This is a genomic window from Amycolatopsis australiensis (assembly GCF_900119165.1).
Lineage (GTDB): Bacteria > Actinomycetota > Actinomycetes > Mycobacteriales > Pseudonocardiaceae > Amycolatopsis > Amycolatopsis australiensis.
Window position 1 is genome coordinate 454,379 of sequence record NZ_FPJG01000006.1, and the last position, 25,193, is coordinate 479,571.

General features: G+C 69.5%; 22 protein-coding genes and 1 pseudogene. 9 read left to right on the forward strand and 14 right to left on the reverse strand.

What is annotated here, in order from left to right; genetic code table 11:
- Nucleotides 1–21: 21 nt before the first annotated feature.
- The 8 genes from BT341_RS03275 to ddaH form a co-directional block, all read right to left on the reverse strand.
- Nucleotides 22–1,782, reverse strand: a complete 1,761-nt coding sequence (locus tag BT341_RS03275; protein ID WP_072474848.1) for a Wzz/FepE/Etk N-terminal domain-containing protein — start codon at nucleotides 1,780–1,782, stop codon at nucleotides 22–24.
- On the reverse strand, nucleotides 1,779–3,119 hold the full coding sequence (locus BT341_RS03280; protein ID WP_072474849.1) for a GumC domain-containing protein: 1,341 nt from the start codon (nucleotides 3,117–3,119) through the stop codon (nucleotides 1,779–1,781). The genes BT341_RS03275 and BT341_RS03280 overlap by 4 nt, the downstream gene beginning before the upstream one ends.
- 123 nt (nucleotides 3,120–3,242) lie before the next feature.
- Complete coding sequence (locus BT341_RS03285) at nucleotides 3,243–4,439, reverse strand: glycosyltransferase family 4 protein (RefSeq protein WP_177328724.1); 1,197 nt, start codon at nucleotides 4,437–4,439, stop codon at nucleotides 3,243–3,245.
- A complete protein-coding gene (locus BT341_RS03290; RefSeq protein WP_072474850.1) occupies nucleotides 4,429–5,742 on the reverse strand; it encodes a nucleotide sugar dehydrogenase in 1,314 nt (437 codons plus the stop codon). The genes BT341_RS03285 and BT341_RS03290 overlap by 11 nt, the downstream gene beginning before the upstream one ends.
- A gap of 193 nt (nucleotides 5,743–5,935) precedes the next feature.
- Nucleotides 5,936–6,199, reverse strand: a complete 264-nt coding sequence (locus BT341_RS03295) for a helix-hairpin-helix domain-containing protein (protein WP_072474851.1) — start codon at nucleotides 6,197–6,199, stop codon at nucleotides 5,936–5,938.
- Between the two features lie 58 nt (nucleotides 6,200–6,257).
- Nucleotides 6,258–6,947, reverse strand: a complete 690-nt coding sequence (locus tag BT341_RS03300) for a glycoside hydrolase family 75 protein (protein WP_072474852.1) — start codon at nucleotides 6,945–6,947, stop codon at nucleotides 6,258–6,260.
- Nucleotides 6,948–7,084: 137 nt separating this feature from the next.
- On the reverse strand, nucleotides 7,085–7,744 hold the full coding sequence (locus BT341_RS03305; protein ID WP_072474853.1) for a polysaccharide deacetylase family protein: 660 nt from the start codon (nucleotides 7,742–7,744) through the stop codon (nucleotides 7,085–7,087).
- 91 nt (nucleotides 7,745–7,835) lie between these two features.
- Nucleotides 7,836–8,663, reverse strand: a complete 828-nt coding sequence (gene ddaH, locus BT341_RS03310; RefSeq protein WP_218177828.1) for a dimethylargininase — start codon at nucleotides 8,661–8,663, stop codon at nucleotides 7,836–7,838.
- Between the two features lie 83 nt (nucleotides 8,664–8,746).
- Here ddaH and BT341_RS03315 point away from each other — a divergent pair, with 83 nt between their 5' ends.
- Entirely contained in the window at nucleotides 8,747–9,193 is a 447-nt protein-coding gene (locus BT341_RS03315) for an Lrp/AsnC family transcriptional regulator (RefSeq protein ID WP_026468878.1), read from the forward strand.
- 63 nt (nucleotides 9,194–9,256) lie between these two features.
- Here the strand turns inward: BT341_RS03315 and BT341_RS03320 are convergent, their stop codons facing one another.
- Nucleotides 9,257–9,625 (reverse strand): hypothetical protein, encoded by a 369-nt coding sequence (locus tag BT341_RS03320; RefSeq protein ID WP_072474855.1) that lies wholly within the window; start codon nucleotides 9,623–9,625, stop codon nucleotides 9,257–9,259.
- Between the two features lie 23 nt (nucleotides 9,626–9,648).
- Here BT341_RS03320 and BT341_RS03325 point away from each other — a divergent pair.
- From BT341_RS03325 to BT341_RS03335, 3 genes and pseudogenes are all read left to right on the forward strand, one after another.
- Nucleotides 9,649–10,392, forward strand: a pseudogene (locus BT341_RS03325) (enoyl-CoA hydratase); the annotation flags it as partial.
- A 270-nt stretch (nucleotides 10,393–10,662) separates the two neighbouring features.
- Complete coding sequence (locus BT341_RS03330) at nucleotides 10,663–12,585, forward strand: 2-oxoacid:acceptor oxidoreductase subunit alpha (RefSeq protein WP_072474856.1); 1,923 nt, start codon at nucleotides 10,663–10,665, stop codon at nucleotides 12,583–12,585.
- Nucleotides 12,582–13,646 (forward strand): 2-oxoacid:ferredoxin oxidoreductase subunit beta, encoded by a 1,065-nt coding sequence (locus tag BT341_RS03335; protein ID WP_072474857.1) that lies wholly within the window; start codon nucleotides 12,582–12,584, stop codon nucleotides 13,644–13,646. Before BT341_RS03330 ends, BT341_RS03335 begins: the two co-directional genes overlap by 4 nt.
- Nucleotides 13,647–13,733: 87 nt before the next feature.
- Here BT341_RS03335 and BT341_RS03340 read toward each other — a convergent pair whose 3' ends face one another.
- Both BT341_RS03340 and BT341_RS03345 read right to left on the reverse strand, forming a co-directional pair.
- Nucleotides 13,734–14,969, reverse strand: coding sequence for a sunset domain-containing protein (locus BT341_RS03340; protein ID WP_072474858.1), 1,236 nt, complete (start codon nucleotides 14,967–14,969; stop codon nucleotides 13,734–13,736).
- Nucleotides 14,970–14,985: 16 nt separating this feature from the next.
- Nucleotides 14,986–16,038 (reverse strand): polyprenyl synthetase family protein, encoded by a 1,053-nt coding sequence (locus BT341_RS03345; RefSeq protein WP_072474859.1) that lies wholly within the window; start codon nucleotides 16,036–16,038, stop codon nucleotides 14,986–14,988.
- 250 nt (nucleotides 16,039–16,288) lie between these two features.
- On the opposite strand from BT341_RS03345, the gene BT341_RS03350 reads away from it, so the two are divergent.
- The 5 genes from BT341_RS03350 to BT341_RS03370 all read left to right on the forward strand — a co-directional run bounded on the left by BT341_RS03350 (nucleotide 16,289) and on the right by BT341_RS03370 (nucleotide 20,112).
- Nucleotides 16,289–16,945 carry a hypothetical protein gene (locus BT341_RS03350; RefSeq protein ID WP_072474860.1) on the forward strand — a complete coding sequence of 219 codons (657 nt, stop codon included), beginning with the start codon at nucleotides 16,289–16,291 and terminating at the stop codon, nucleotides 16,943–16,945.
- Nucleotides 16,946–17,148: 203 nt separating this feature from the next.
- Nucleotides 17,149–17,511 carry a hypothetical protein gene (locus tag BT341_RS03355; protein ID WP_245805295.1) on the forward strand — a complete coding sequence of 121 codons (363 nt, stop codon included), beginning with the start codon at nucleotides 17,149–17,151 and terminating at the stop codon, nucleotides 17,509–17,511.
- A gap of 17 nt (nucleotides 17,512–17,528) precedes the next feature.
- Nucleotides 17,529–18,137, forward strand: coding sequence for a DUF3558 domain-containing protein (locus BT341_RS03360; RefSeq protein WP_084743174.1), 609 nt, complete (start codon nucleotides 17,529–17,531; stop codon nucleotides 18,135–18,137).
- Nucleotides 18,137–19,438: a PPE domain-containing protein gene (locus tag BT341_RS03365; protein WP_072481756.1), complete on the forward strand. Its 1,302-nt coding sequence runs from the start codon at nucleotides 18,137–18,139 to the stop codon at nucleotides 19,436–19,438. The genes BT341_RS03360 and BT341_RS03365 overlap by 1 nt, the downstream gene beginning before the upstream one ends.
- Entirely contained in the window at nucleotides 19,435–20,112 is a 678-nt protein-coding gene (locus tag BT341_RS03370; protein ID WP_072474863.1) for an ESX secretion-associated protein EspG, read from the forward strand. Before BT341_RS03365 ends, BT341_RS03370 begins: the two co-directional genes overlap by 4 nt.
- A 46-nt stretch (nucleotides 20,113–20,158) precedes the next feature.
- Here the strand turns inward: BT341_RS03370 and nuoN are convergent, their stop codons facing one another.
- Genes nuoN through nuoL form a run of 3 tightly spaced genes read right to left on the reverse strand, consistent with a single transcriptional unit; the run spans nucleotide 20,159 to nucleotide 25,184 of the window.
- The gene (nuoN, locus tag BT341_RS03375) at nucleotides 20,159–21,730 is read right to left on the reverse strand and encodes an NADH-quinone oxidoreductase subunit NuoN (RefSeq protein WP_072474864.1); all 1,572 of its coding nucleotides are present in this window, start codon (nucleotides 21,728–21,730) and stop codon (nucleotides 20,159–20,161) included.
- Nucleotides 21,731–21,732: 2 nt separating this feature from the next.
- Complete coding sequence (locus BT341_RS03380; RefSeq protein WP_072474865.1) at nucleotides 21,733–23,283, reverse strand: NADH-quinone oxidoreductase subunit M; 1,551 nt, start codon at nucleotides 23,281–23,283, stop codon at nucleotides 21,733–21,735.
- Complete coding sequence (gene nuoL / locus BT341_RS03385) at nucleotides 23,283–25,184, reverse strand: NADH-quinone oxidoreductase subunit L (RefSeq protein WP_072474866.1); 1,902 nt, start codon at nucleotides 25,182–25,184, stop codon at nucleotides 23,283–23,285. Before nuoL ends, BT341_RS03380 begins: the two co-directional genes overlap by 1 nt.
- Nucleotides 25,185–25,193: the final 9 nt, after the last annotated feature.

A 25,193-nucleotide genomic window follows, 5' to 3' on the forward strand; every position in this document is an offset into this window, starting at 1 on the left:
CCCTTCGTCTCGACGCGGTGGTCAGGAGACCTCCGCGCTCTTTTCGGACTCGAGCTCGGCGTTCAGTTCGCCTTTGTGCGTGGGCTCGCCCTGGTCCCGCTTGAACGGCGTCGGCCGCTTCGGCGGCTTGACCGGGGCGAACTTCTTCGTCGGCGCGTCCAGGTGGTCCGGGACGCTCACGGTGCCGGGTGGCGGCAGCGGCGAGGACGGCAGCTTGGGTCCGGCCAGCGGCGGCGGGACCACCGGCCGGACCGGCGCGATCCGCCGTGTCGGCGGTTCGGCCACCGCGACGCGCTCGGCGATGCGGGCGGCGAGTTCGTCGAGGCGGTCTTCCTGCTCGACCGGGTCGCGCCGGGCCGTGAGCTTGGCGCGGCCGCGCAACGCCGTGTGCAGGCCGTCCCACAGCGTGCCGTCGGACTTGTCGCGCGGGTCCGGGTCGACCAGCACGACGCCGACGACCGGGATCTGCTGCTCGGCGAGCTGCCGCGCGACCGTGTGCAGCCACAGCGTGTTCGCGTGCCCGGCCTTGACGACCAGCACGGCCTCCTGGCCGAGGTGTTCCAGATCGGTCCACGCCGCGCCGGGCGACACCGTGCCGACGCCGATCCGGCGCTCGTCCGGCGTGGGACCGGGGTCGCCGGCGCCGACGACGGTGACCTCGCTGTGCGTCTCGGCGGCCAGCCGGCGGACGTCTTCGGCGGGCAGGTCGTCGACGAGGCTCGCCTCGCCGGTGGCGGCGAGTTCCTCGGCGATGTCGAGCGCGAGCGCGGCGGCGACCTTCGGCGCCCCCAGCTCCAGCAGCGACACGGCGGGCTTGTCCTGCCGGATCACGCGGACCAGCGTCGTGGCGACCCGCTTGCGTTCGGCCACCGCGTGCGAGCGCCGCCACAGCCGGGCCGGGCCACGGGGCTTCGACGGCAGCTGGGCGATCACGGACGCGCCGAGGTGCGTCGAGATCTCGCGGCGCAGCACCGGCCGGTCGCGCGACACCGCGCCGACGGCGGCCAGCGCGAGCCCGACGGCCAGGCCGAGCGCGAAGCCGATGCCCGAGTTGGTCGCGGTGGACTTGAGGAACGTCTTGGGCAGCGGACGGGCCGCGTCGACGACCTGGGTGCCCGCGGCGACCTGCGGGCTGCCGATGCCGGCCTGCTGGGCGCGGGAGGTGAAGTCAGAGATCTGCGCGGTGAGCGCGGCGCGGCGGCTGTACAGGTTCTCGAGGTCGGGCTGGCTGGCCTGGCGGCCCTTGCCCTCCTCCTCGACGATCTGCTGCTCGACCTTGCCCAGTTCGTCCTGCGCGTTCTTGCGCTGGTCCAGGATGGCCTGCGACTGGGCAGCCGCGGCGGCCTGGCTGCGCTTGACGTGGTCGGCGATGAACGTCTCGGCCAGCGCCTTCGCCTGCGCCACGGCCTCGCCGTCGCTCTTGGCCTTGACGGTGATCTGCATGACGTTGTTGGTCAGGCCCAGCCCGGCGTAGTTCTTCATGAACTCTTCGGGCGGCTCGGTGCTGCCGAGCTTCTTCAGCGCGCCTTCGGCGATCTGGGTGGTCTGGAGGACCGCGACGTCGGTGCGCATCAGGGTGCCGCTGTCGGTCGGCGAGTCGTCCTGGTGCACCACGATCACCTTGGTGACGGCGGTCGGCGGGGCCGGCAGCACGATGCCCACCAGCGCACCGGCGATCAGCCCGAACAGCGCGGTGGCCAGCCAGAAGCGTTTGCGCCGCCGGATGGCGACGAAGAGGCGCTGCAGGTCGACGAGCGGAGCGGTTTCCGTGGGTGTCGTCACGCCGAACCTGCCAGTGCCTTCTCGGGGGCTTCCGCCGCGGGTCCGGGCGCCGGCCCGGCGGGCCGGACGGCGTGGGTCAGGACCGCGCCGACGATCTCCTGCCCGGCGTCGGCGCAGGCCTCGGCGAGGTGCACGAGCTGCCACGCGGTGCGGGAGCCGGCGCTGAGCACGACCAGGACGCCGGAGCCGGCGGTGGCGTCGGGCACCGTGGGCCGCTCGGGCGAGAACTCGAACACGCGCAGCGGCACGGACAGCCGGTCGGCCAGCCCGGCGAGCTGCCCGGCGGCCAGCTTGCCCGGCTCGTCGTCGCCGGCCACCAGCACGAGGACGTCGGCGGGACCGGTGGCGAGCCGGGCCAGCACCCGGCGGTAGCGGATGCCGCGGTTGACCTCGTCGGCCGAGGTCTCGATCGGCGGGAGCAGCCAGGGCCGGTCGCCGCCGAGCAGCCGCCGCACCTTGCCGGCGAACCCGGTCGCCGGCAGACGGTCACCCTGCGGGGTCGTGACGTCGACGCCGGCGAGGATCGGCGAGCCGAGCGCGGCGGCGATCTGCGACTCGCCGCGCAGCCGCCGGTCGGCGCGGGCGGCGAAGAGGTGGCCGAACACGCCGAAGAGGAAGAACAGCACCGCCCCGCCGGCGACGAACTGGGTCATCGTCGGTGCGGCGGGCGAAACGGGACGCTCGGCCGGCCCGAGCACGACGGTGTTGCCGACCCCGGTGGCCAGGTCGGCCTGGTTCAGGTCGTTGATCGCCTGCTCCAGCGACGTCCGCAGGCCTTCGAGCTGGGTGCGGACCTGAACGCTCTCCACCGTCAGGTTCCCGCCGACGCTCTTGGCGAGGTCGCTGATCTTCTCGGTGGTCAGCTTGACCTGGTTGCGCAGCGACTCACGCTGTTCCTGGGCCAGCTGGACCGACGCGTCGGCGGAGTTGCTGGCCAGCTGCGTGGAGTACTTGACGTACTGCTGGGCGACCTGGTCGGCGAGCTGCTGGGCGTGCTCGGCGCTGTCCGCGGAGACGGTGAGCGTCACGACGTTGCCGTTCGTGACCGACGCGGTGACCTTCTTCTTCAGGTCGGCGCCGCTCGGGTGCCACGGCAGCACGGCGGCGGCGCGGTCGAGGACGACCGAGCTGGTCGCGACCTCGACCTGGGTGAGCAGCTCGTCGGCCTGCCGCGGCCCCTGGAGCAGCACGCTGGAGGTGGTCTTGTAGCCGGGCGAGAACAGCACCGACACGCCGGCGCCGACCGCCGCGCCCAGCACGGCGATGGCGACGAGCAGCCGCCAGCGCCGTCGGAGAACCTGCCCGATCAGGGCCAGGCGCACCGTGTCGTCGGTCAACGGTGGGTCTCCATTCCTGAGCGGGGTAGGCCGAACGGGGTGAGCTGATCGGCCGGTTACCTCAACCGTCGTCGCGCCACGAGCTTTGGTTACAAGTCCGGTGACTTCTTGACCTAACGGCGATCAGGACTTCACAGCGTGCTCATAAGCGGCGAGCAACGCCTTCGCCGAGTTCTCCCACGACAGCGGGCCCGCCACCCGCGCCTGGCCGAGCTTGCCCATCCGGACCCGCTCCTCGGGGTCGTCGAGCAGCTGCGAGACGAGCTTCGCGAACGCCGACTCGTCGTTGGCCGGCGCGTAGACCGCCGCGTCCCCGGCCGAGACGCGGGCTTCGCGCAGCTCGAACGAGACGATCGGCTTGCTCATCGCCATGTACTCCATGACCTTGTTCATCGTGGAGACGTCGTTGAGCGGGTTCAGCGGGTCCGGCGACAGGCAGACGTCGGCCGTGGACAGGTACCGGACCAGGTCCTCGTCGGAGATCCGGCCGGTGAACTCGACCTGGTTGGCCAGCCCGAGCTTGGCCGAGAGCGCCACCATGTCTTCGAAGGCGTCGCCGGAGCCGACGAACACCGCGTGCCAGTCGGTCCGCCCGACCTCGTCACGCAGCTTCGCGAGCGCGCGCAGGGCGTAGTCGACGCCGTCCTGCGGGCCCATCACGCCGAGGTAGGCGAGCAGGTACGGCTTGCCCTTCTTCAGCTCCGGCTCGGCGGGCACCTCGTGGAACCGCTCGACGACCGGGGCGCTGCGCACCACGAAGACGTCTTCGGGCCGCTTGCCGCCGCGGATCCGGGCGACCTCCTTGTAGCTCTCGTTCGTCGAGATGACGACGTCGGCGGCGCGGTAGGTGGCGCGTTCCAGCGCACAGACCCCGCGGTAGAGCAGGTCCTGGCCGCGGTCGAACCGCGACAGGTACAGCTCGGGGCAGAGGTCGTGCTGATCGAAGATGAACCGCGCGCCTCGGCGCTTGAGGAACTTCGCGACCAGGTACAGCAGGTCCGGCGGGTTGCAGGCGTGCACGACGTCGACCGGCCCGACCTTGCGCGCGAGCCGCAGCGTGTGCCACAGCGCGCTGCCGTACTCCTGCAAGTAGCCGGCAGGCCCGCCGGTCGCCGCCTTCAGCGGGTACCGGTGGATGTGGACGCCGGCGACGACGGCTTCGGCCTCCGTGTCGCGTTTCGTGCCCTGCGGGCAGATCACATGGACTTCCCACCCCGCGTCACGCAGGGTCGTGGACTCCTGCCAGACCCGGCGGTCGAAGGGCACCGAGAGGTTTTCGACGAGGATGAGCGCTTTTCCGGGGTGCGGTTTACCAGGCAAGGCCGGCGTATCCCTCTTCAAGGCGACGCGTGGCGGCGTCGGGCAGGCGGACGAGGTCGACGATTTCCCGGCCGCCGTGCGGCAGGGCCGCCAGCACGTCCGGGTCCTTGGTGCCGACGAGCAGGACGTCGGCGTGGTCCACCACTTCTTCGACGGACCCGGCGAGCAGCTGGCCGAGGTGCGGCAGCCTGCTCTCGATGAATTCGCGGTTGGCGCCCATCAGCCGCGAGAGGCTGACGTTCGCGTCGTAGATCTTGAGGTCGTAGCCCTTGCCGAGCAGCTTCTCGGCCAGCTCGACCAGCGGTGACTCGCGCAGGTCGTCGGTGCCGGGCTTGAACGACAGCCCGAACAGCCCGACCTTGCGCTTGCCGGTGCGCGCCACCAGGTCGAACGCGCGCTGCAGGTGCTCGTCGTTGGACGCGAGCACGTGCGAGAGGATCGGCACGCTGACGTCGGCGCGGTGCGCGGCGTAGACCAGCCCGCGCAGGTCCTTCGGCAGGCACGAGCCGCCGAACGCGAACCCGGGCTTCAGGTAGGCCGGGCTGATGTTGAGCTTGGTGTCGGCGAGGAAGACGTCGATCACCTGGTGCGAGTCGAGGCCGAGCGCCCGGCAGATCGCGCCCAGCTCGTTCGCGAACCCGATCTTGAGGCCGTGGAAGGAGTTGTCGGCGTACTTCGTCATCTCCGCGACCGGGATCGGCACGCGGAAGACCGGGCCGGGCAGCCCCTCGTACAGCCCGGCGACGGCGTCTCCGCTGGCGGTGTCGATCTCGCCGATCACCGTCTTCGGCGGGTCGAAGAAGTCGCGGACGCTGGTGCCCTCGCGCAGGAACTCGGGGTTCACCGCGACGCCGAAGTCGACGCCCGCCGTGCGGCCCGAGGACTTCTCCAGGATCGGGACCAGCAGGTCCAGGCAGGTGCCCGGCAGCATCGTGCTGCGGAAGACGACCGTGTGGCGCTCGCTCTTGTGCGCGAGCGCTTCGCCGATTTCCTCGGCCACGCGCTCGAGGTAGACCGTGGAAAGGCTCCCGTTCGGCGCCGACGGCGTGCCGACGCACACGAGCGAGATTTCGCTGTCCGCGACGGCTTCCGCGACGTCGGTCGTGGCTCTCAGCGCGCCGCTCGCGACGACTTCGGCGGTCAGCTCACCGATCCGCTCCTCGACCACCGGGGCCTTGCCCCGGGTGATGAGGTCGATCTTGACCGGGTTGACGTCCACGCCGACCACCCGGTGTCCCTGCCCCGCCAGGCACGCGGCGGAGACACAGCCCACGTAACCGAGCCCGAAGACACTGATCTTCACGCCAACCTCCGCTATTCCGCGCGACCCTCTCGTTGGTCGCCGCGCTCGCCTGGATCGTTACCGGGGCGCGGCGAACGGGGCAGCGCGTGAGACGCCCGTGAGGCGCAACTGTTTCCGGAGCGGAAATCGCCACCCGAATCAGCGCAAATGCATCTTGCGGAGTGGCCGGGCAACGCGTTCGGCGCGGTTCTGGTCAACGGCTGCCGAGAAGGCATTTCCGTTCGGCGGTGTAGGTCCACCACGGCCGCGGCGGCGCGCCGCCGGCCTGGTCGACCGCCGACATGAACGTGTCGAGGACGCAGGGGTCGGGCCGCTGCCCGTCGAGTTCACCGAGCCGGTCGTACAGCTCGACGGGGTCGCGCCCGGCGAGCTGGGCCGGTTCGGTGATGCCGAGCCGGACGAGGTCGCGGACCATCGCCGGGCCGATGTTGGCCAGCTTCAGCAGTTCCTTGCTCATGGCGTCAGCACAGCAGCCCGGGGCCGACCCGTCTTGCACGGATCGGCCCCGGGACGCGTCAGTTGTTGTTCACGAAGGCGGTGGCGAGGCTTTGCCCCTTGCTCACCGCGTTGCTGTGGTTTTCGATCGGCGAAACCGTCGAGTTCTTGAAGCAGATGTAGGTGACCCCGGAGTCGGTGCCACCGTTGGACGGGTCGGGGTTGATGCCGAGGTCCTTCGCCGTCGCGTAGGACGCTTCGCCGATGATCTGCGACGGCCCGGTGTCGCCGATGACCGCGTACTCGACCTTGCCGTTGTAGATCACCGCGCAGGAGCCGCCGCCCTTGAGGCCGGACGACGTGTACTTCCAGATGCTGCTCGAACTCGGCACGACGATGTAGGGCAGCTTCGCGGCGTTGAGCGGTTTGCCGTCGGACTGGGGGAACGCCGTGTCGTCCTGGAAGCAGCAGTCGGTCTTCTCGTTGCACTCCGACGTGCGCTGGCCGTCGCAGTCGATGTCCATGTCGGCCTTCCAGAAGACCGCGCCGTTCGCGTCGCAGATGGCGACCGTCCTGCTGGAGGCGTCTTCGTCGGTCTTGTACTTGCCGTTGGAGATCTGCTTGCAGCTGTTCGTCTTCGACAGCAGCTGGGCCGCGGTCGGGGCGGCCGCGGTGGTGGCCGGAGCGGCGGCCGGTGACGCGGACGCGATGGCCGACGGCATGACGGCCGCGGCCAGCGCCAGTGTCGCGAGCAGGATCAGTTTCCGCATTCCTGGTTGCTCCCTTTGGTTAGGAAACTTTCCTTACGGCGGCGAGGCGACCAGGATGCACCGCGGGCGAACCGGGTTCAAGACCCTGACGGTCCGGGATTTTCCCATCAGGCGGCCCGACTTGACGAAAACGCTGATCAGCGGTCACCGCGGCGGAACAGCCGGCTCGCCCAGCGTCCCGCTCGCCGGTACACCCCCGGCGACGCCGTGAGCACACCGGCCAGCCACTCGTCGTCGACGTCGTGCCGCAGCTCGGTGCGCGCCTGCAGCCAGCCGTCGCGTTTCGCCGAGCCGCCGTCACTGGTGTACACGCGCGTCGCGCCCGCTTGCCGCAGCCGCGCGAGCACGCGCCGGTCGTAGGCGCCGAACGGCAGCGAATACCGCCGCACCGGACGGCCGCAGAGGTCACCGAGCAGCTTCGGGGCGTCGGTCAGCTCGCGCTGGGCGTGGCGGTCGTCGAGACGGCGCCAGTCACGTGGCTCCCAGCCGTGCGAGCCGATCTCCATGCCCGCGCGGGTCAGCTCGCGAAGGCCGTCGCGGTCGAGGTAGCCGCGTTGCCCGAGGCGGCCGGCGAGCGGGAAGAACTCGGCGGTCAGGCCACGCTCGACCAGCCGCGGCAGGGCGATCTCGACGTCCGACTCGTTGCCGTCGTCGAAGGTGAGGTGGACGTCCTCGCGCCCGGCGACGGCGTCGAGCACGCGCTCGAACTGCTCGACCGTCACCCAGCGCTCGTCCTCGCCCGGGTCGAGCGGACGCGCCGGCCGGCCGATCCCGTGCAACGCGAGGTTGACCGCCACCGCTTCCCACCGCCTGCCACCGCGAGTAGTCGATTTGTTACTTCGATTAATCGCGGTGACAAACGGGCGAGTTACAGGATTTTGCCGTTATTTAGCCTTTGCGGATCTCCAGCGTGCAGCACTTCGGGCCGCCGCCGGCTTTCCGCAGCTCAGAGATGTCGACGTAGACCGGCTCGTAACCCCGCGCCGTGAGCAGTCCACCCAATCGGGTGGCCTCCACCGGGAGGACGACGTTGCGGCCGTCGGAAACGCCGTTCAGGCCGAAGCACTCGGCGTCTTCCTTCGTGGCGAGCACGGCGTCCGGGAACAGGCGCTCGAGCACGCGGCGCGAGCCGGCCGAGAACGCGTCGGGGTAGTACGCGATCTGCGCGCGGGTCGTGTCCGTCGCCTCGGCGAGCACGAACAGCGCCGTGTCGAGGTGGTAGTAGCGCGGGTCGACCAGCTGCAGCGAGACGACCGGGACACCGAGGACCTCCTGGGCTTCGGCGTGCGCGGCCGGGTCGGTGCGGAAGCCGGTGCCGGCGAGCAGCAGGGTGCCGGTCCAGGCGAAGTCGCCCTCGGCTTCGTTGATCTTCTCCGGCATGGTGATGTCGCGGTAGCCGTGCTCGACGAACCAGCGGCGGAAGTGCTCGGCCTCGGCGGCCCGCTGCGGGGCGCGGAACCGCGAGCCGAGCACGCGGCCGTCGACGACGGTGCCGGAGTTGGCGGCGAAGACCATGTCGGGCAGGCCGGGCTGGGCTTCGATCTCCTCGACGGTGTGGCCGAGGCGGCGGTAGGTGTCGCGCAGCTCGGTCCACTGCGCCATGGCGACGTCGGCGCTGACCGGCTGGGTCGGGTCCATCCAGGGGTTGATCACGTAGTCCACCGCGAAGTAGCGCGGGGGGCACATCAGGTATCGACGGGTGGTCGGTACGCGCATTGCCTGCATGAGTGCAGGGTAAGGTGCGCCTAATATCGCAATCAATCGCTGTTCGCTGCGTATATCTGTGCTAAGTGTTGCGTGTGAACACCATCGACCAGCGAATCGTTTCGTGTCTCGTGGCGAACGCGCGCAGCAGTTACGCGGAGATCGGCAAGGTCGTGGGCCTGTCCGCCCCGGCGGTGAAGAGACGCGTCGACCGCCTGCTGGAGACGGGAATCCTCCGGGGTTTCACGGCGGTGGTCGACCCGGAGGCATTGGGCTGGGGCACGGAGGCGTTCGTGGAGGTGACGTGCCAGGGCAACATCACGCCGGCCCGCATCCGGGCGAGGCTGGAGCCGTTGCCGGAGGTGGTGGCGGCGTACACGGTGTCGGGCGCGGCGGACGCGATCGTCCACCTGCGGGCGGCGGACATCCACCACCTGGAGACGGCGTTGGAGCGGCTGCGGGGGCTGGAGATCGTGGACCGCACGGTGTCGACCGTGGTGCTGTCCCGGCTGCTGGAACGACCACCGACACCGGAGGAGTGAGACGGGCGGGCCTCCGGCCCCCGGTTTCCGGCGTATCGGCGGGCACCGACAGTTCCGGTGTCCTCAGTCCGCCAGCGCTCGCAGCACCAGCGGCGCCTCGTCCGGGTGCAGCCGCAGCTCCGTCCGGCCACCGCGCGCGTGGAACGTGATCGCCCGCTGGTCGACCGCCTGCATCGTCAGCTCGCCCGGGGCGAACGCCGCCGGCGGCTCACCGCGCCTGAGCCACCGGGCCGGGCCGTTGCCGATGGCGATTCTGCCCAGGCGTTCCTCGCCGGCCGTCAGTTCCTCGTCGCGCAGTACGCACGGGATCTCCACCCGTTCGCCCCGCTGCAGCGCCGCCTTGCGTGCGCGGCGACGGCGGCCGCCCGCCAGCTCCGTCAGGTCGAGCATGGTCAGCAGGTTGCCCAGCAGCACAGCGATCAGCTCCCCCATGCCTCCACTAATACCCTGAGCCGATGACCGACAGCATCGTCAGCGAGCACGCCGGCGGCGTCGCCCTGCTGACCGTCGACGCGCCCGCCAGCCGCAACGCGCTCACGCTCGACCTGTCCGCGCAGCTCGCCGCCGCCGTCGAGGCGGCCGAGCGGGACGAGACCGTGCACGCCGTCGTGGTCACCGGGACTCCGCCGGCCTTCTGCGCCGGCGCCGACCTCACCGCACTCGGCCAGGCCGACGAAGCCGGGCTGCGCGCCATCTACGAAGGCTTCCTCGCCGTCGCGCGGTGCACGCTGCCCACCATCGCCGCCGTCGGGGGCGCCGCGGTCGGGGCCGGTCTGAACCTCGCCCTCGCCGCCGACGTCCGGCTGGCCGGGCCGCGCGCGAAGTTCGTCGCCCGGTTCCTCGAACTCGGGCTGCACCCCGGCGGCGGCATGACGTGGATGACGCAGCGGCTCGCGGGCCCGCAGCGGGCCGCCGCGATGACGTTGTTCGGGCAGCCGCTCGACGCCGAAGCCGCCGTCCGGGCCGGGCTCGCGCTCGCGGTCGTCGACGACGTCGTCGCCGCCGCCGTCGAACTCGCCGCGCCGGCCGTCGCGGCGCCGCGCGAGGCGCTGCTGGCCACGAAGCGCAGCCTCCGAAAGACCGCGTCGCTGGCCTCGCACGCCGAGGCCGTCGACGTCGAAATCGAGCCGCAGCTGGCCTCGCTGGCGTCGCCGGAATTCGCCGAACGGCTCGAGGCGATGCGGGCGCGGATCCGTTCCCACCCTGATCCCAGCAAGTGGACCCCTGCGTCCGAGACCCGCATCACAGCGAAGACAGGGGTCTACCCGTTACCATCGGTCACAGGTATTTGCCGGACCAGCACAGAAGAACCGTCAGCGCAGTAATGAGGTCGCTGCCGGACCCGGGACTCTAGGAACATCGTTGTCCAGCGCGAGCTAACCTCGTGGTAGGGCCTGGTGATCCGCGTGTCCCGACACCGGGCAGGTGACCGATGGCCGCAACGTCGGGAGAGAGGGAATCCCTGACCCATGAGCACGAGTGCGAACGGCAACGGCGCTGGTCACGGCTCGCTCGCCGCAACCAGGCCGACCGAGGTCAGCAAGCTGGACCGGGTGGTCATCCGGTTCGCGGGCGACTCGGGTGACGGCATGCAGCTGACCGGTGACCGGTTCACCTCGGAGGCCGCCGCGTTCGGTAACGACCTGTCGACGATGCCGAATTTCCCGGCGGAGATCCGCGCGCCGCAGGGCACCATTCCCGGCGTCTCGAGCTTCCAGGTGCACTTCGCCGATTACGACATCCTCACCCCGGGCGACCGCCCCGATGTGCTGGTGGCGATGAACCCGGCCGCGTTGAAGGCGAACCTGGGCGATGTCCCGCAGGGTGGGACGATCATTCTCAACACCGATGAGTTCGTCAAGCGGAACCTGACCAAGGTCGGCTACGCGACCGACCCGTTGGAGGACGACACGCTCTCGGCGTATCAGGTGCATCGGGTGGCGATGTCGACGTTGACGCAGGGTGCGTTGGCCGAGACCGGTTTGGGCAAGAAGGACGCCGAGCGGTGCAAGAACATGTTCGCGCTCGGGTTGTTGTCGTGGATGTATCACCGGCCGACCGAGGGCACGGAGCGGTTTTTGCGGGAGAAGTTCGCGAAGAAGCCGGAGATCGCCGAGGCGAACATCCTGGCTTTCCGGGCGGGCTGGAATTACGGGGAGACGACGGAGTCGTTCGCGACGACGTTCGAGGTCGCGCCGGCGAAGCTGGCCCCGGGCACGTATCGGCAGATCACCGGCAACACCGCGCTCGCGTACGGGATCGTCGCGGCGGGGCAGCGCTCGGGCCTGCAGATCCTGCTCGGCACGTATCCGATCACTCCGGCCTCGGACATCCTGCACGAGCTGTCCAGGCACAAGAACTTCGGGATCATCACCTTCCAGGCCGAGGACGAGATCGCCGGTATCGGTGCCGCGCTGGGCGCCTCCTACGGTGGCGCGCTGGGGGTGACCTCGACCTCCGGTCCGGGGGTCGCGTTGAAGTCCGAGACCATCGGGCTGGGGGTGATGGTCGAGCTGCCGCTGGTGGTGATCGACGTGCAGCGGGGTGGCCCGTCGACGGGGTTGCCGACCAAGACCGAGCAGGCCGACCTGCTGCAGGCGATGTTCGGCCGCAACGGCGAGTCCCCGGTCCCGATCGTCGCCCCGCTCTCGCCGGCGGATTGTTTCGACGCGGCGATCGAGGCGACCCGGATCGCGTTGACCTACCGCACCCCGGTGCTGCTGCTCTCGGACGGGGCGATCGCCAACGGGTCGGAGCCGTGGCTGATCCCGGACGTGGACACGCTGCCGGACCTGCGGGTGCAGTTCGCGTCCGAACCCAACGCCGACAACGACTCCGGCGAGTTCTGGCCCTACGTGCGTGACCCCGAGACCCTCGCCCGGGCCTGGGCGGTGCCGGGGACGCCGGGGTTGCAGCATCGCATCGGCGGGCTGGAGAAGGCCGACAAGACCGGCCACATCTCCTACGACCCGGCCAACCACGACACGATGGTCCGGTTGCGGCAGGCCAAGATCGACGGCATCGACGTGCCCGACCTGCTCGTCGACGACCCCTCCGGCGGCAAAGCCCGCGTCCTGGCGCTGGGCTGGGGCAGCTCGTTCGGGCCGATCGGGGCGGCGTGCCGGCGGGTGCGCAAGCTCGGCATGCCGATCGCGCAGGCGCACCTGCGGCACCTCAACCCGCTGCCGGGCAACCTCGGGGACATCCTGCGCTCCTACGACAAGGTCGTGGTGCCGGAGATGAACCTCGGCCAGCTCGCGCTGCTGCTGCGGGCGAAATACCTGGTGGACGTCCACTCCCACACCAAGGTCGCCGGGATGGCGTTCAAGGCCGAAGAACTGCAGAACGTCTTTTCCGAGATCATCACCAGCGTTACGGAGGCGGCGAAGTGACCGCGATCGACCTGGGGACACCCACGCTCGGTGGCCTGGACCTCGTGCCCACCACCGACCAGCCGCAGAAGGCCAAGGACTACAAATCCGACCAGGAAGTCCGCTGGTGCCCCGGCTGCGGCGACTACGTCGTGCTCAACGCGGTCCAGTCGTTCCTGCCCACCCTCGGGCTCAAACGCGAGAACATCGTGTTCATCTCCGGGATCGGCTGCTCCTCACGCTTCCCGTACTACCTCAACACCTACGGCATGCACTCCATCCACGGCCGCGCCCCCTCCATCGCCACCGGCCTGGCGACCACGCGCCCCGACCTGTCGGTGTGGGTGGTCACCGGCGACGGCGACGCACTGTCCATCGGCGGCAACCACCTCATCCACGCGCTGCGCCGCAACGTCAACATCAAGATCCTGCTGTTCAACAACCGCATCTACGGCCTGACCAAGGGCCAGTACTCCCCGACCTCCGGGCAGGGCATGGTCACCAAGTCCACCCCGATGGGCTCAGTGGACACCCCGTTCAACCCCCTGTCGCTGGCCATCGGCGCCGAAGCCTCCTTCGTCGGCCGCGCCCTGGACTCCGACCGCAAAGGCCTCACCGAAGTCCTGCAAGCCGCCGCCCAGCACCGCGGCTCGGCACTGGTCGAGATCTACCAGAACTGCCCCATCTTCAACGACGGCGCCTTCGACGTCCTCAAAGACGCCGACGAAGCCGCCACCCGCCTCATCCCCCTACACCCCGGCCAACCGATCCGCTTCGGCCCCAACCAGGAATTCGGCATCACACGCAGCGACTGGGGCGGCCTGGACATCGCCAAAATCGCCGACATCGGCGAAGACAACGTGATCGTGCACGACCCCTCCATCACCGACACCACCTACGCCTTCGCCCTCTCACGCCTCGGCGACCAAAACCTCAACCACGTCCCCACCGGCATCCTCCGCCAAGTCGAGCGCCCCACCTACGACGACGGAGCACGCGCCCAGGTCGAACAAGCCCGCACCACCCACACCCCCGACCTACAAGCCCTCCTCCACGGCAAAGACACCTGGACAGTCGCGTAAGCCGCAGTCTCGCCGAAGGCCGCCATGCGTCGAGCATGGCGGCCTTCGGCGTATCGGGTGTGGGTTGGAGCTGGGCGGAACCCTGTCTCAGCTGAGCGGCCGGAACCCCACGCGCTCGGCGTCCTCGGCGGTCCGGAACCAGACCTCGGCCACCATCTTCGGGAACTGCGGCGACTCCTCGGTGCAGTACCGCAACGCCGTCACGCTGGCCTTCACGGCGAACCCGTCGCTGGGCGCGCCACCGCCGGGGCGGGGCATGGCCGAGCCGGGGCCGAACGGGCCCGGCGGCACCGAGTCGCCGGCCACCTGGCGGGCCGGTGGCGGTTCCGGCGCGGACACCGCCGCCTGGTTCGGCTGCACCGACGGCTCGAACAGCGAGCCGCTGTGGGCGCCCGACAGGTCGGTCTCGCGCCGCTCGACCGTCCGCATCGAGGGCTGGATCGGCTGGGGCGTGACGAACCCGCCGCGCAGCGCCTCCCGCGGCTGCCGCTTCGGCAGCACCTGCGTCGCCTCGATCGGGGTCTCCTCCGGCACGCCCAGCTCGCTGTCGGCGGTCGTGTCGTCGCCGCCGAACGCGTACTGCGGCGGCTCCTTGGCCTCGGTCTCCTCGGCGCCGACCGAACCCAGGTAGCGCGTGCGCTCCACGGGCTCCTCGAACGGCGACCGCTCGGCCGGCGTGTCCTGCCCGAACCAGTCCGGCACCGGCACGTCCTCCGCCGGCGGCTGGAACAGCGAACCCGCGGCGGCCTCCGGGTCGAGCTTCTGCTCGAGCCGCGACACCGCCGGCGCGGGCTCTTCCTCCGGCGCCAGGTACTCCGACGCCGCGGCGCGGTACGGGTCCTCGGGCTGCGGCTCGGCGACCGGGGTCAGGATCTGGGTCTCCGTGGCCCGGTGCGCGGCGTCGGGCTCCGGCTCCGGCTCCGGCCGGAAAGCAGCGTCCGGCTCCGGCCGGAAGGCGTCGTCCGGGTCCGGGTGCGTTCCCGGCGGCACCTGCGAGTCCAGCTCGGCGAAGTCCTCGTCGATGTCGTCGTGGACGTCGTCGCGGCGCATCGGCGGCGCGGCGACCAGCGTCCCCGGGTACGAGGTCTCCTGCCGCGTCGGCTCCGGCTCGGGCCGCGGCTCCGGCCGGGCGAACACCTCGGTGCCCGGTGCCGCGGCGGCGTTCGCGGGGGTGCGCGCGGCGTCGGCGTGGGCCTGGGCCAGCGCGCTCTCCAGCTTGCGGACGCTCTTGCGGAGCGGCAGCACGAGGACCAGCCAGGTGAGGACTGCCCCGACGAAGAACGCCGCCAGGCTCCACAGCCAAACCTGTCCGAATATGGACATCTTTTCCTGCCCCTGTTTAGTGCGTGCGCGCGACCAGGTAGTCGGCAACCGACTCGCACGCGTCCCGGGCGGGTGACGCGGGCAACGCCGTGAGCTCGGCTCGCGCGCGCTGAGCGTAGTCGGAAAGGGTGACGCGCGCGCGTTCGAGTCCGCTACTGGCCCGCAGCAGCTCGAGCGCCTCCCGCACGAGCGCGTCGTCGGCGATCGGGCCGGACAGCAGCTCGACCAGCCGGGGGTCGGTCTCCGGGTCGGCCAGTGCGTACAGCATCGGCAGCGTCCGGACGCCTTCCCGCAGGTCGGTGCCCTGCGCCTTGCCGAGCTCGTCGGAGGGCGAGGCGATGTCGATGATGTCGTCGGAGATCTGGAACGCGGTCCCGATGATGTCGCCGAACCGGCGCAGCGCCTCGATGTGCTCCTCGGCGGCGCCGGACATCATCCCGCCGAACCGGCCGGACGTGGCGATCAGCGAGCCGGTCTTCTGCGCGATCACGGTGAGGTAGTGCGCGACGGCGTCGTCACCCGGCCCGGGGCCGACGGTTTCCCGCATCTGGCCGGTGACGAGCTCACCGAACGTCTCGGCGATGATCCGCGCGGCGTCCGTGCCGAGGTCGGCGACCAGGCGGGAGGCGTGGGCGAAGAGGAAGTCGCCGGTGAGGATGGCGATGGTGTTGTCCCAGCGCGCGTTGACGCTCTCGGCGCCGCGCCGCATGTCGGCCTCGTCCATGACGTCGTCGTGGTAGAGCGTCGCGAGGTGCACGAGCTCGACCGCGGCGGCGGCGACGATCACGTGGTCGTCCTGCTTCGGCCCGAACTGGGCGGCGAGCAGGGTGAACAGCGGACGGAAACGTTTGCCCCCCGCCTCGACCAGGTGCAACGCGGCGTCGTTGACGGCCTGGACGTCGCTGCGGACGACGTCCCGCAGCAGCTTCTCGACCTCGGCCAGCCCGCCGGCGATCGCGCGCAGCAGGTTTTCGTCGGCGATCTGCAGGCCGACCGACGCCCGCAGGTCGTCGAGGGCGCCACCCGGCGCAGCGGGGAGGGATCCCGCCCCGGGGGCTGGGGAAGGCACAGACACGTCGGCTCCGCTTCTACTCGTGCACCGGTCGGGTTATGCCTTGAGCGTAGTGGCTACCCGGCGGCGTCGTTTACCCGCTGTCCAGCGGAAACGGTGACGAACATGACACCCCGGCAGCCGTCCCCCACCGGGTGGTTCGCGAGCCACGAACGAGTGGTCGCCGGTTCGCCGCGCAACGGACGTCTCCGGCGGGCGGATATTTCCGTTCGGGGAACTCTCCCCAGGCGGCAAGGAGGACGCGGAAATGCGCAAGACGATCGCGAGGCGGGCCGGTCTCGCCGGAACACTGCTGGTGGCGGCGCTCGCCGTGGCAGCGGCACCGGCACAGGCGGACCCGCAACCGGGCGCGGCGAACATCGGCTCGGCCGAGTTCACGAAGTCCGGCACGACGATCACGGTGCCCACGCAGGGACAGTGTTCGCTGGAGGGCCCGACGAGCGCAACGGCCCAGACGGTCTCGAAGCAGGGCATCACGTTCGGCGGCGGCACGTCGTCCTGCACGACAACGGTGACGGACCCGAACACGCAGGCCACGACGACGACATCGACGGCAACGGGCAAGAACTTCGAGCTGTCGGCACTGGTGAGCGCGGGCGGCCCGCGGGTGAAGCTGTCGACGTTCACGGTGACGTGCACGGCGACCCAGACGCAGACGAACGCGAACTGGAGCTACGGAGGCATGTCGGGCATCCCGAACCCGCCGAGCCCGGTACCGGTGGGCTACGTGGCACCGATCAAGAGGTCGAACGGGACGGTGCTGGCGAACGCGGTGTTCAACACGCAGAACCTCCCGGGCGACGGCAGCATCGCCCTGACGATGCTGCGGATCACGTTCCTCCCGGCATCGGGCATCACCGGAGAGGTGACGTTGGGCAACACGTCCTGCGCCCCGACACCGTAGGGATAAGGAGGGCCGCGGCCCGGGAGGACGGCCGCGGCCCCTTTTCGCAGGGTGGAACCCTGGTAGTGTCTTCGCCGTCGGATACGCAGGGTGCTCGGGGTGGAGCACACTGCAAGCTAGGGGAGAGCTGATGACGACGGGGGCACGTAATGCCTGACGGGCCGGTGTACGACCCGGGCACCAGGCGAGCACCCTTGCAGCCGGTGGTGCCGGCGGCGGGGACGTATGGGAGCGAAGCTGGGGCTTCCGGTGGGGCCGGGTTCCAGTACGACGAGGCCACACTTCGTGAGCTGATGCACGAATGGAACGACCTGGCGAACGAGTTCAAACTCGACCAGCAGCATGCCATTGTGCTGGCGCGGACCAAGGGTCCAGGTATCGAGTACGCGAGCAGTGGCAACGCGGAGAAGATCAACCAGTCCGGCAACGCCCTACTGGAGACGCTCATTGAGCGTGAAGAGTACTGCCGGAAGATGGCAGCCAAGTTCAAAGCCGCCCTGGGCCGGTACGCCCAGGCCGAGGACGACCACACCACCGAAATAAGGCATACCGGAGGCAGTCTCTGATGCGCCGCACTCTCTTCATGCTGAGCGCACTGCTGCTCACCGCAACCGCGTGCACCACTACGAATCCCGGTACGCCGTCGCCGGAAGGCAATGGAACGAGCACTCAGCCCTCTTCGGGCGTCCACAGTGGTGTTCCAGGTCCAGGGGTCCCGAAGGTGTCCAGTCCGATCGACGTGACACAGTTCAAGAAAGCACCCTGCGACGCGCTTGACGCCTCGCAAGTGGAGAAGCTCTTAGGCGCGGGAGTATCAGGGAAAACGGACCTGCAGGCGCCCGCTGGGCCAAGCTGCGCCTGGGACTCCCCCGATGTATCGCAAGCCGGCGTCACAGTCATCTTCACGGACGCGGACCAGCTCGGCTTGACCAGTGTCTACAACGCGCGCGGAAAACAGTACCAATTCTTCCAGCCCATGCCTGCGATCGACAATTTCCCGGTTGTTGCGTACGGAGTCAGTGATGAGCGAACGACTCGTGGCCGCTGCGCTGTCGCGCTGGGAGTGAGCGACACCCAAACGGTGGACATCCACGTTGCACAATCTGAAAGCAACATCGGCAAAAACGATCCCTGCGAGGCAGCACATGGTGTTGCCACACAGGTACTCGATAACCTTCGCGGGGTGAAGTGATGGCAACCGAAGGGCCTTTGACAGCGGCTCAGATCTACGAGCAGATCACTGGAGGCGAGGGCACCGGTTCCCTGGCCGATGCGCAGGACAGCGCCAGGAACTTGACCACTCGCATGATCGAACGCGCTCAGCGGATCAGTGCTCTTCGGGCCAAGACCATGTCCGGCTGGCAGGGCGGTGCTGGGGACTCGGCCTCTGATGCCACCCTTCCCCTGGTCAAAGCCGCTGCTGACGACGCCGTTCACCTCCAGAATGCGCAGACCGCCGTTGGCGATCAAATGGATGCTTTCGGTACCGCCAAGAACTCTGTCAAGCCGGTTGCTCCGCAGCCTCCCGAATTGACCAACGACGATATCATCAACGCCCTCAACGGTGACCACTTCCGCTCCTACAACACCAAAGTCACCAACTGGCAGGCCGATAGCCAAGCCAATATCGACGCCTTCCGGGCTTATCACTCCGCGAGCAGCACCAATGGTGGGCAGATGCCCGCTCAATACGCCCAGCTCGCCGACTCCGGGGCTCCCATCACCATGAACACTCCCGGAAACGGCACGCACACTCAGCCCACCGATACCGGCGAATGGGCGCGGAAACCGCGGCAGCCTCAGGTCCCCGCTCAGCAGAACCGGCAGACCACCCAGACGCAGCAGCCCAACCAGACGCAGACACAAACGCAGAACCAGTTCCAAAACCAAAACCAGAACCAAGTCCAGAACCCGAATCAGTATCAAAACCAGTTCCAGAACCAGGTCAACCGGCCCGTCAACCAGGACGGTACCCACGCCGACAGCTACGTCCCCCGGCCCGTCTTGCCGCCCGCTGCTCAGAACGGCTATGAGTTCGGACCCACCGGGCAGCCCGTCAGCAACCTCGGGGGTTCCACCAGCTACTCACCCTACCCCGGCTTCGGGCCCGGCACCGGCGGATACGCGCCCGGAAGCACCGGAACAGGCACAGGAGCAGGCACAGGGCCCGGCTACCGGCCAGGAACGGGAACAGGGACAGGCACCGGAACCACACCAGGACAACCCGGCATGCGAAACCCCGGCCCAGGCAGCGGATCCCGGCTCCCCGAGGAACGCTTCCCCGGCGGCGCAACCCGAGCCGGCGCGGCCGGACCCCGCGGGGCCAACGGCATGCCCATGGGCGGCCCGATGGCGGGACGCGGCGGCAAGGAAGAAGACCGTGAAAAGAAAACGGCTTCCTACCTCCAGAACCCCGACCCCGACGAAACTTTCGGCGGCCTGATCGAAAAGCCCATGCCGCCGGTCATCGGGGAGAACCGGGCCAAGCCGTGAATGCCGAATTCTCGCTCAGCACCCTGCTCACCGCCATGCGCAACACCGGCTGCGGTGATCCGCACCCCGTTCTCGCCCCCGGCCTGCGCTACATCCCGCCCAGCGCGAAACAGCAGGTCGACCGGGAAGCCTTCGAGGAACTCAGCCCCTACGGTTTCATCCAGGGCGACGGCTTCACGCCCGAATTCGAAGACGTCCTCCACCTGCTCGACCGGCCCGCGCGGCAGTTCTTCGGCTACGCCCGCGACACCTCCGGGCAAATCGGCGTGCTCGTCGCGGCGCAGGGTCGTAGCGCCGTCGCCGTCGTGTGCCGGGGAGAGCGGGTCGAACTCGCTTCCGTCTCCCCCGACACCCATCCCGCCGATGCCCTGATCGCCCGGCTTCCGCACTGCCCGCCCGCGCCGATCAGGCCGTTTTCGCTGCCGCAGGAGGACTTCCAGCAGGACCAGGACGTGAGCGACGTCTTCGACGACGCCCCCGCCCGTAGCCGCGAGGCCCAGGAACTGGACGCCCTCTTCGAGCAGCCCTACTACGGCGTCGGGCAGCTTTACGCCGAGGACAAGACCGTCAGCTACCTCGACCTCGACGCCGGGCGCGTCGGGATCGCTCTCGCCGACGGCTACATCAGCGTCCTGCCCGGCGAACCGCAGCAGATCAGCCGGAAGCTGAAATGACACGGCCGCCACCCCCCGGCCGAGCCGGGTGGTGGCGGCCGGAAAATCAGAAAGCGAACCCGCCCGAACCGGCCCAGCCCAGCGCGAACGCCGGGACCAGGCCCAGCACCAGCGTCACCGCCGTGCCGAGGAAGATCGCCGTTCCCGTGCCGAAGCCCGGGACCGACACCGACGGGCCGTCCGCCGCCGGCTCCGAGAAGTACATCAGGACGATCACGCGCAGGTAGAAGAACGCCGCCACCGCGCTGAACACCAGCGCGATCACCACCAGCGGGGCCATCCCGTCCGACAGCGCCGCCGAGAACACCACGAACTTGCCGACGAAGCCCGACGTCAACGGAATGCCGGCCAGCGCCAGCAGCAGGAACGTGAACACCCCGGCCACCAGCGGCGACCGCTTCGCCAGCCCGGCCCACGCCGACAGGTGCGTCGCCTCGCCGGAGGAGTCCCGGACCAGGCTGATCACGCCGAACGCCGCCATCGTCGTGAAGCCGTACGCCAGCAGGTAGAACAGCGTGCTGGACAACCCGTCGCGAGTCATCGCGATCGCGCCGACCAGCAGGAACCCGGCGTGCGCGATCGACGAGTACGCCACCATGCGCTTGACGTCCGTCTGCGTCAGGCCCAGCACCGCGCCGATCACCATCGAGATGATCGCCACGCCCCAGAGGACTCCGCGCCACTCCCACGAAGTCGACGAGAACGCCACCGACAGCACGCGCAGGATCCCGCCGAACGCCGCGACCTTCGTGCACGCCGCCATGAACGCCGTCACCGGTGTCGGTGCGCCCTGGTAGACGTCCGGGGTCCACGTGTGGAACGGGCCGACCGAACCCTTGAACAGCAGGCCGACCACCAGCAGACCCAGCCCGGCGAACAGCAGCGTGTCCGACCGGTCCGAGCCCGCCGCCGCGGCCGCGATGTCCGCCAGCTTCACCGAGTTCGCGTAGCCGTACAGCAGCGCCAGCCCGTACAGGAAGAACGCCGACGAGAACGCGCCCAGCAGGAAGTACTTGACCGCCGCCTCCTGCGACAGCAACCGCCGCCGCCGGGCCAGGCCACACATCAGGTACAGCGGCAGCGACAGCACTTCCAGCGCGATGAACATCGTCAGCAGGTCGTTCGCCGCGCAGAACGCCATCATGCCGCCGAGCGCGAACAGCGTCAGCGGGAACACCTCGGTCTGCATGACCGTCGCCGTCTGCGCCCGGTCCTGCAGCGTGCCCGGGCGGATGCCGGCCTGCGCGACCAGCGCGCCGCCCGGCTCGACCACGCGGTCGGAGATCAGCAGCACCGCGCCGAGCGCCAGCGCCAGCAGCGTGCCCCAGAGGAACAGCGCCGGCCGGTCCACCGAGATCGCCCGGCTGAACGTCGTGATGCCGCCCGCCGGTGCGTTGCCGGTCGCGTACACGATCAGGGCGACGCCCGCGCCGACGATCGCCAGCAGGCTCAGCCCGACCTGCGAGCGGAACCGCGAGCCCTTCGGGAAGAAGGCCTCGACCAGCACGCTCACGCACGCCGCGCCGAAGATGATCAGCACCGGCAGCACCGCGGCGTAGGCGACCGACGGCACCTGCACCGGCGGCTCCGGCGCCTGCGTCAGGAGGATGTCGAGCACGGTTACTTGCCTCCCTGGACCGCGGACAGCGTCTGCTGCACCGTCGGGGTGACTGTGTCGAGCACCGGCTTCGGGTAGAAGCCGAGGAAGATGATCAGGACGACCAGTGGCGCCAGCAGCGCGATCTCACGACCGCCGAGGTCGCGGATGGCCTTCTTCGCGCCCAGTTCCGGCGCGATCGCCGTGCCCGGGCCTCCGCCGACGCCCACGAGCGCGTCCCCGCGGACCGGGCCCTGCATGACCCGCTGGTAGAGCCACAGGACGTACGCCGCGGCCAGCACCATGCCCACCGTGGCGAGGATCGTGTACACCGGCTGGTCCACGAAGGACCCCAGCAGCACCAGGAACTCCGAGACGAACGAGTTGGTGCCCGGCAGGGACAACGTGGACAGGCCGGCGAGCAGGAACATGCCCGCCAGCAACGGCGTCACCTTCGCCATGCCGCCGTAGTCCGAAATGCGCGTCGACCCGCCGCGCGCGATCACCAGGCCGATCACCACGATCAGCATGCCGGTTGCCAGGCTGTGGTTGAGCATGTACGTCGCCGAGCCGACCATCGCCTGCTCGTTGAACGCGAAGATGCCCAGCGAGATGAAGCCGAAGTGCGCGATGGACACGTAGGCGATGAACCGCTTCATGTCCCGCTGCCCGGCTGCCAGGATCGAGCCGTAGAGGACGCCGATCACCGAGAGCACCAGCACCAGCGGCGCCAGGGTCTTGCTCGCCTGCGGGAACATCGGCAGGCAGTAGCGCAGGAACCCGAACGTGCCGACCTTGTCCAGCACGCCGACCAGCAGGACGGCGACGCCGATCGGCGCCTCCCCCGCCGCGTCCGGCAGCCAGGTGTGGAACGGCACCAGCGGCGCCTTGATCGCGAACGCCAGGAAGAACCCGAGGAACAACCAGACCTGAGTGGACAGTGGCGCGTCGCGCACCACCGTCACCAGCGTGGCCCAGTCGAACGTGCCCTTACCCAGCTTGTCGGACGCCAGCGAGTACGCCCCGATCGCCGACGCCAGCATGATCAGGCCGCCGAGGAACGAGTACAGGAAGAACTTCACCGCCGCGTACTGCCGGTTCGCGCCGCCGTAGCCGCCGATGAGGAAGTACATCGGGATCAGCATGATCTCGAACAGCACGTAGAACAGGAAGACGTCGGTCGCGGCGAACACGCCGATCGTGAGCGCCTCCTGCAGCAGGATCAGCGAGAGGAACCCGCCCGCGCTGCGGCCCGCCGGCAGCTTGTCGAGCGTGCCGAGCCCGCCGACGACGATCGGCACCAGCAGCGCGATCACCGCGATCATGATCAGCGAGATGCCGTCGGTGCCGAACGCGATGTGCACCCCGAAGCTCGGGATCCAGTCGAAGCTCGACGTCATCTGCAGCCGCGCGCCCGACGGCGAGTAGCTGAGCCAGAACGGGATGATCAGGAGGAACTCGAGGATCGAGAACCCGAGCGCGGCGAGCACCGCGGCGCGGTCGTTCCCCTTGAGGAACGCCAGCACCAGGGAGCCGGCCAGCGGCACCAGGATGAGGATGAGCAACCAGGTCATCAGGAGAACCTCACCAGCAGGAGAGCCGCCAGAAGCAGGAACGTGCCGCCCAGCATCGACAGCGCGTAGGACCGGACGAACCCGGTCTGCAGCCGCCGCAGCCTGCCGGACCCGCCGCCGAGCCCGGCGGCCAGTCCGTTGACCGCGCCGTCGACGCCGCGGTTGTCGACGAACACCAGCGCCCGCGAGAGCCAGGTGCCCGGGCGGCCCACCAGCGTCTCGTTGAGGGCGTTGCCGTACAGGTCACGCCGGGCCGCGCGGGTGACGAACGAGACCCGCTGCGGCTGCTCGACCGGGATGTCACGGCGGAAGTACAGGTACGCGATCACCACGCCCAGCAGCGAGACCACCACGGTGATCACCGAGACCACCCAGGCGTCGATCGCCAGGTGGTGCGACTCCTCGATCGCCCCGACCGACGGGGCCAGCCAGGTGCTGAACCGGTCGCCGAGGGCGAAGAAGGCGCCGGCCCCGACCGAGCCGACCGCGAGGATCGCCATCGGGATCCACATGACGGGCTTGGCCTCGTGCGGGTGGAAGTCGTGGCCGTCCGCGCTCTTGAGGTCCTTCCAGCGTTCCTTGCCGAAGAAGGTCATCATCATCAGGCGGGTCATGTAGAACGCGGTGAGCCCGGCGCCCAGCATGGCCGCGCCGCCCATCACCCAGCCGCGCCAGCCACCCTGGCCCAGCGCCGCTTCGATGATCGCGTCCTTCGTGAAGAAGCCCGACAGCGGCGGGATGCCGATCAGGGCCAGGTAGCCGAGGCCGAAGGTGATGAAGGTGATCGGCAGGTGCTTGCGCAGGCCGCCGAACTTCCGCATGTCGACTTCGTCGTTCATGGCGTGCATGACCGACCCGGCCCCGAGGAACAGCCCGGCCTTGAAGAAGCCGTGCGCGACCAGGTGCATGATGCCCAGCGCGTACGCGACCGGCCCGAGGCCGACGGCCAGCATCATGTAGCCGATCTGGCTGACCGTGGAGTACGCGAGGACCTTCTTGATGTCGTCGTACGCGCAGCCGATGATGCACCCGAGCAGCAGGGTCACCGTCCCGACCAGCGTGACGATCAGGCGGCCGTCTTCGGTGGCGTTGAAGATGTCCTTGGAGCGGGCCACCAGGTAGACACCGGCGGTGACCATCGTTGCCGCGTGGATCAGGGCCGAGACCGGGGTCGGGCCCTCCATCGCGTCCGGCAGCCACGCCTGCAGCGGGAACTGGCCCGACTTACCGCAGGCGCCCAGCAGGAGCAGGATCGCCATCGCGGTGATCGCCGCCGGCGGGAACTTGCCGGCGCCGATGCCCGCGAAGACCTGCGCGTAGCCGGTCGAGCCGACGTACTTGAACATGATGAAGATCGCCAGCGCCAGCCCGACGTCCCCGACGCGGTTCATCAGGAACGCCTTCTTCGCCGCGGTCGCGGCGGACGGGCGGCCCTGGTACCAGCCGATGAGCAGGTAGGACGCGAGACCCACGCCCTCCCAGCCGAGGTAGAGCGTCACGAAGCTGTTGCCCAGCACCAGGACCAGCATCGACGCGACGAAGAGGTTGAGGTACGCGAAGAAGCGGTACCGGCCCTCGTCGTCGGCCATGTAGCCGATCGAGTAGTAGTGGATCAGCATGCCGACGCCGGTGATGAGCAGCACGAACGTCAGCGACAGCGCGTCGATCCGCAGCCCGAAGTCGATCTGCAGCGCGCCGACCGGAATCCACGAGTAGACCTTCGTGTCCACAGTGGCCTTGCCGTCGGCCGTGAAGAACAGGATCAGCCCGTAGACGAAGGCGAGGGTGACGGTGGCACAGCCGAGCAGATGCCCCCAGGCCTTGGCCCGCTTACCCGCCAGCAGCAGGATGAGCGCGCCGAGGCCAGGGAGGGCCACCAGCAGCCACGATGATGCGGTCACTCGGTGTCT

Bases quoted from the DNA above. Each gene is read 5' to 3' on its own strand.
- BT341_RS03350 (WP_072474860.1), top strand. From the start codon at position 16,289: ATGCGCAAGACGATCGCGAGGCGGGCCGGTCTCGCCGGAACACTGCTG.
- BT341_RS03300 (WP_072474852.1), bottom strand. From the start codon at position 6,947: ATGCGGAAACTGATCCTGCTCGCGACACTGGCGCTGGCCGCGGCCGTC.
- BT341_RS03340 (WP_072474858.1), bottom strand. From the start codon at position 14,969: ATGTCCATATTCGGACAGGTTTGGCTGTGGAGCCTGGCGGCGTTCTTC.
- BT341_RS03380 (WP_072474865.1), bottom strand. From the start codon at position 23,283: ATGACCTGGTTGCTCATCCTCATCCTGGTGCCGCTGGCCGGCTCCCTG.
- BT341_RS03330 (WP_072474856.1), top strand. From the start codon at position 10,663: ATGAGCACGAGTGCGAACGGCAACGGCGCTGGTCACGGCTCGCTCGCC.
- BT341_RS03360 (WP_084743174.1), top strand. From the start codon at position 17,529: ATGCTGAGCGCACTGCTGCTCACCGCAACCGCGTGCACCACTACGAAT.
- BT341_RS03295 (WP_072474851.1), bottom strand. From the start codon at position 6,199: ATGAGCAAGGAACTGCTGAAGCTGGCCAACATCGGCCCGGCGATGGTC.
- BT341_RS03320 (WP_072474855.1), bottom strand. From the start codon at position 9,625: ATGGGGGAGCTGATCGCTGTGCTGCTGGGCAACCTGCTGACCATGCTC.
- BT341_RS03365 (WP_072481756.1), top strand. From the start codon at position 18,137: ATGGCAACCGAAGGGCCTTTGACAGCGGCTCAGATCTACGAGCAGATC.
- ddaH (WP_218177828.1), bottom strand. From the start codon at position 8,663: ATGCGCGTACCGACCACCCGTCGATACCTGATGTGCCCCCCGCGCTAC.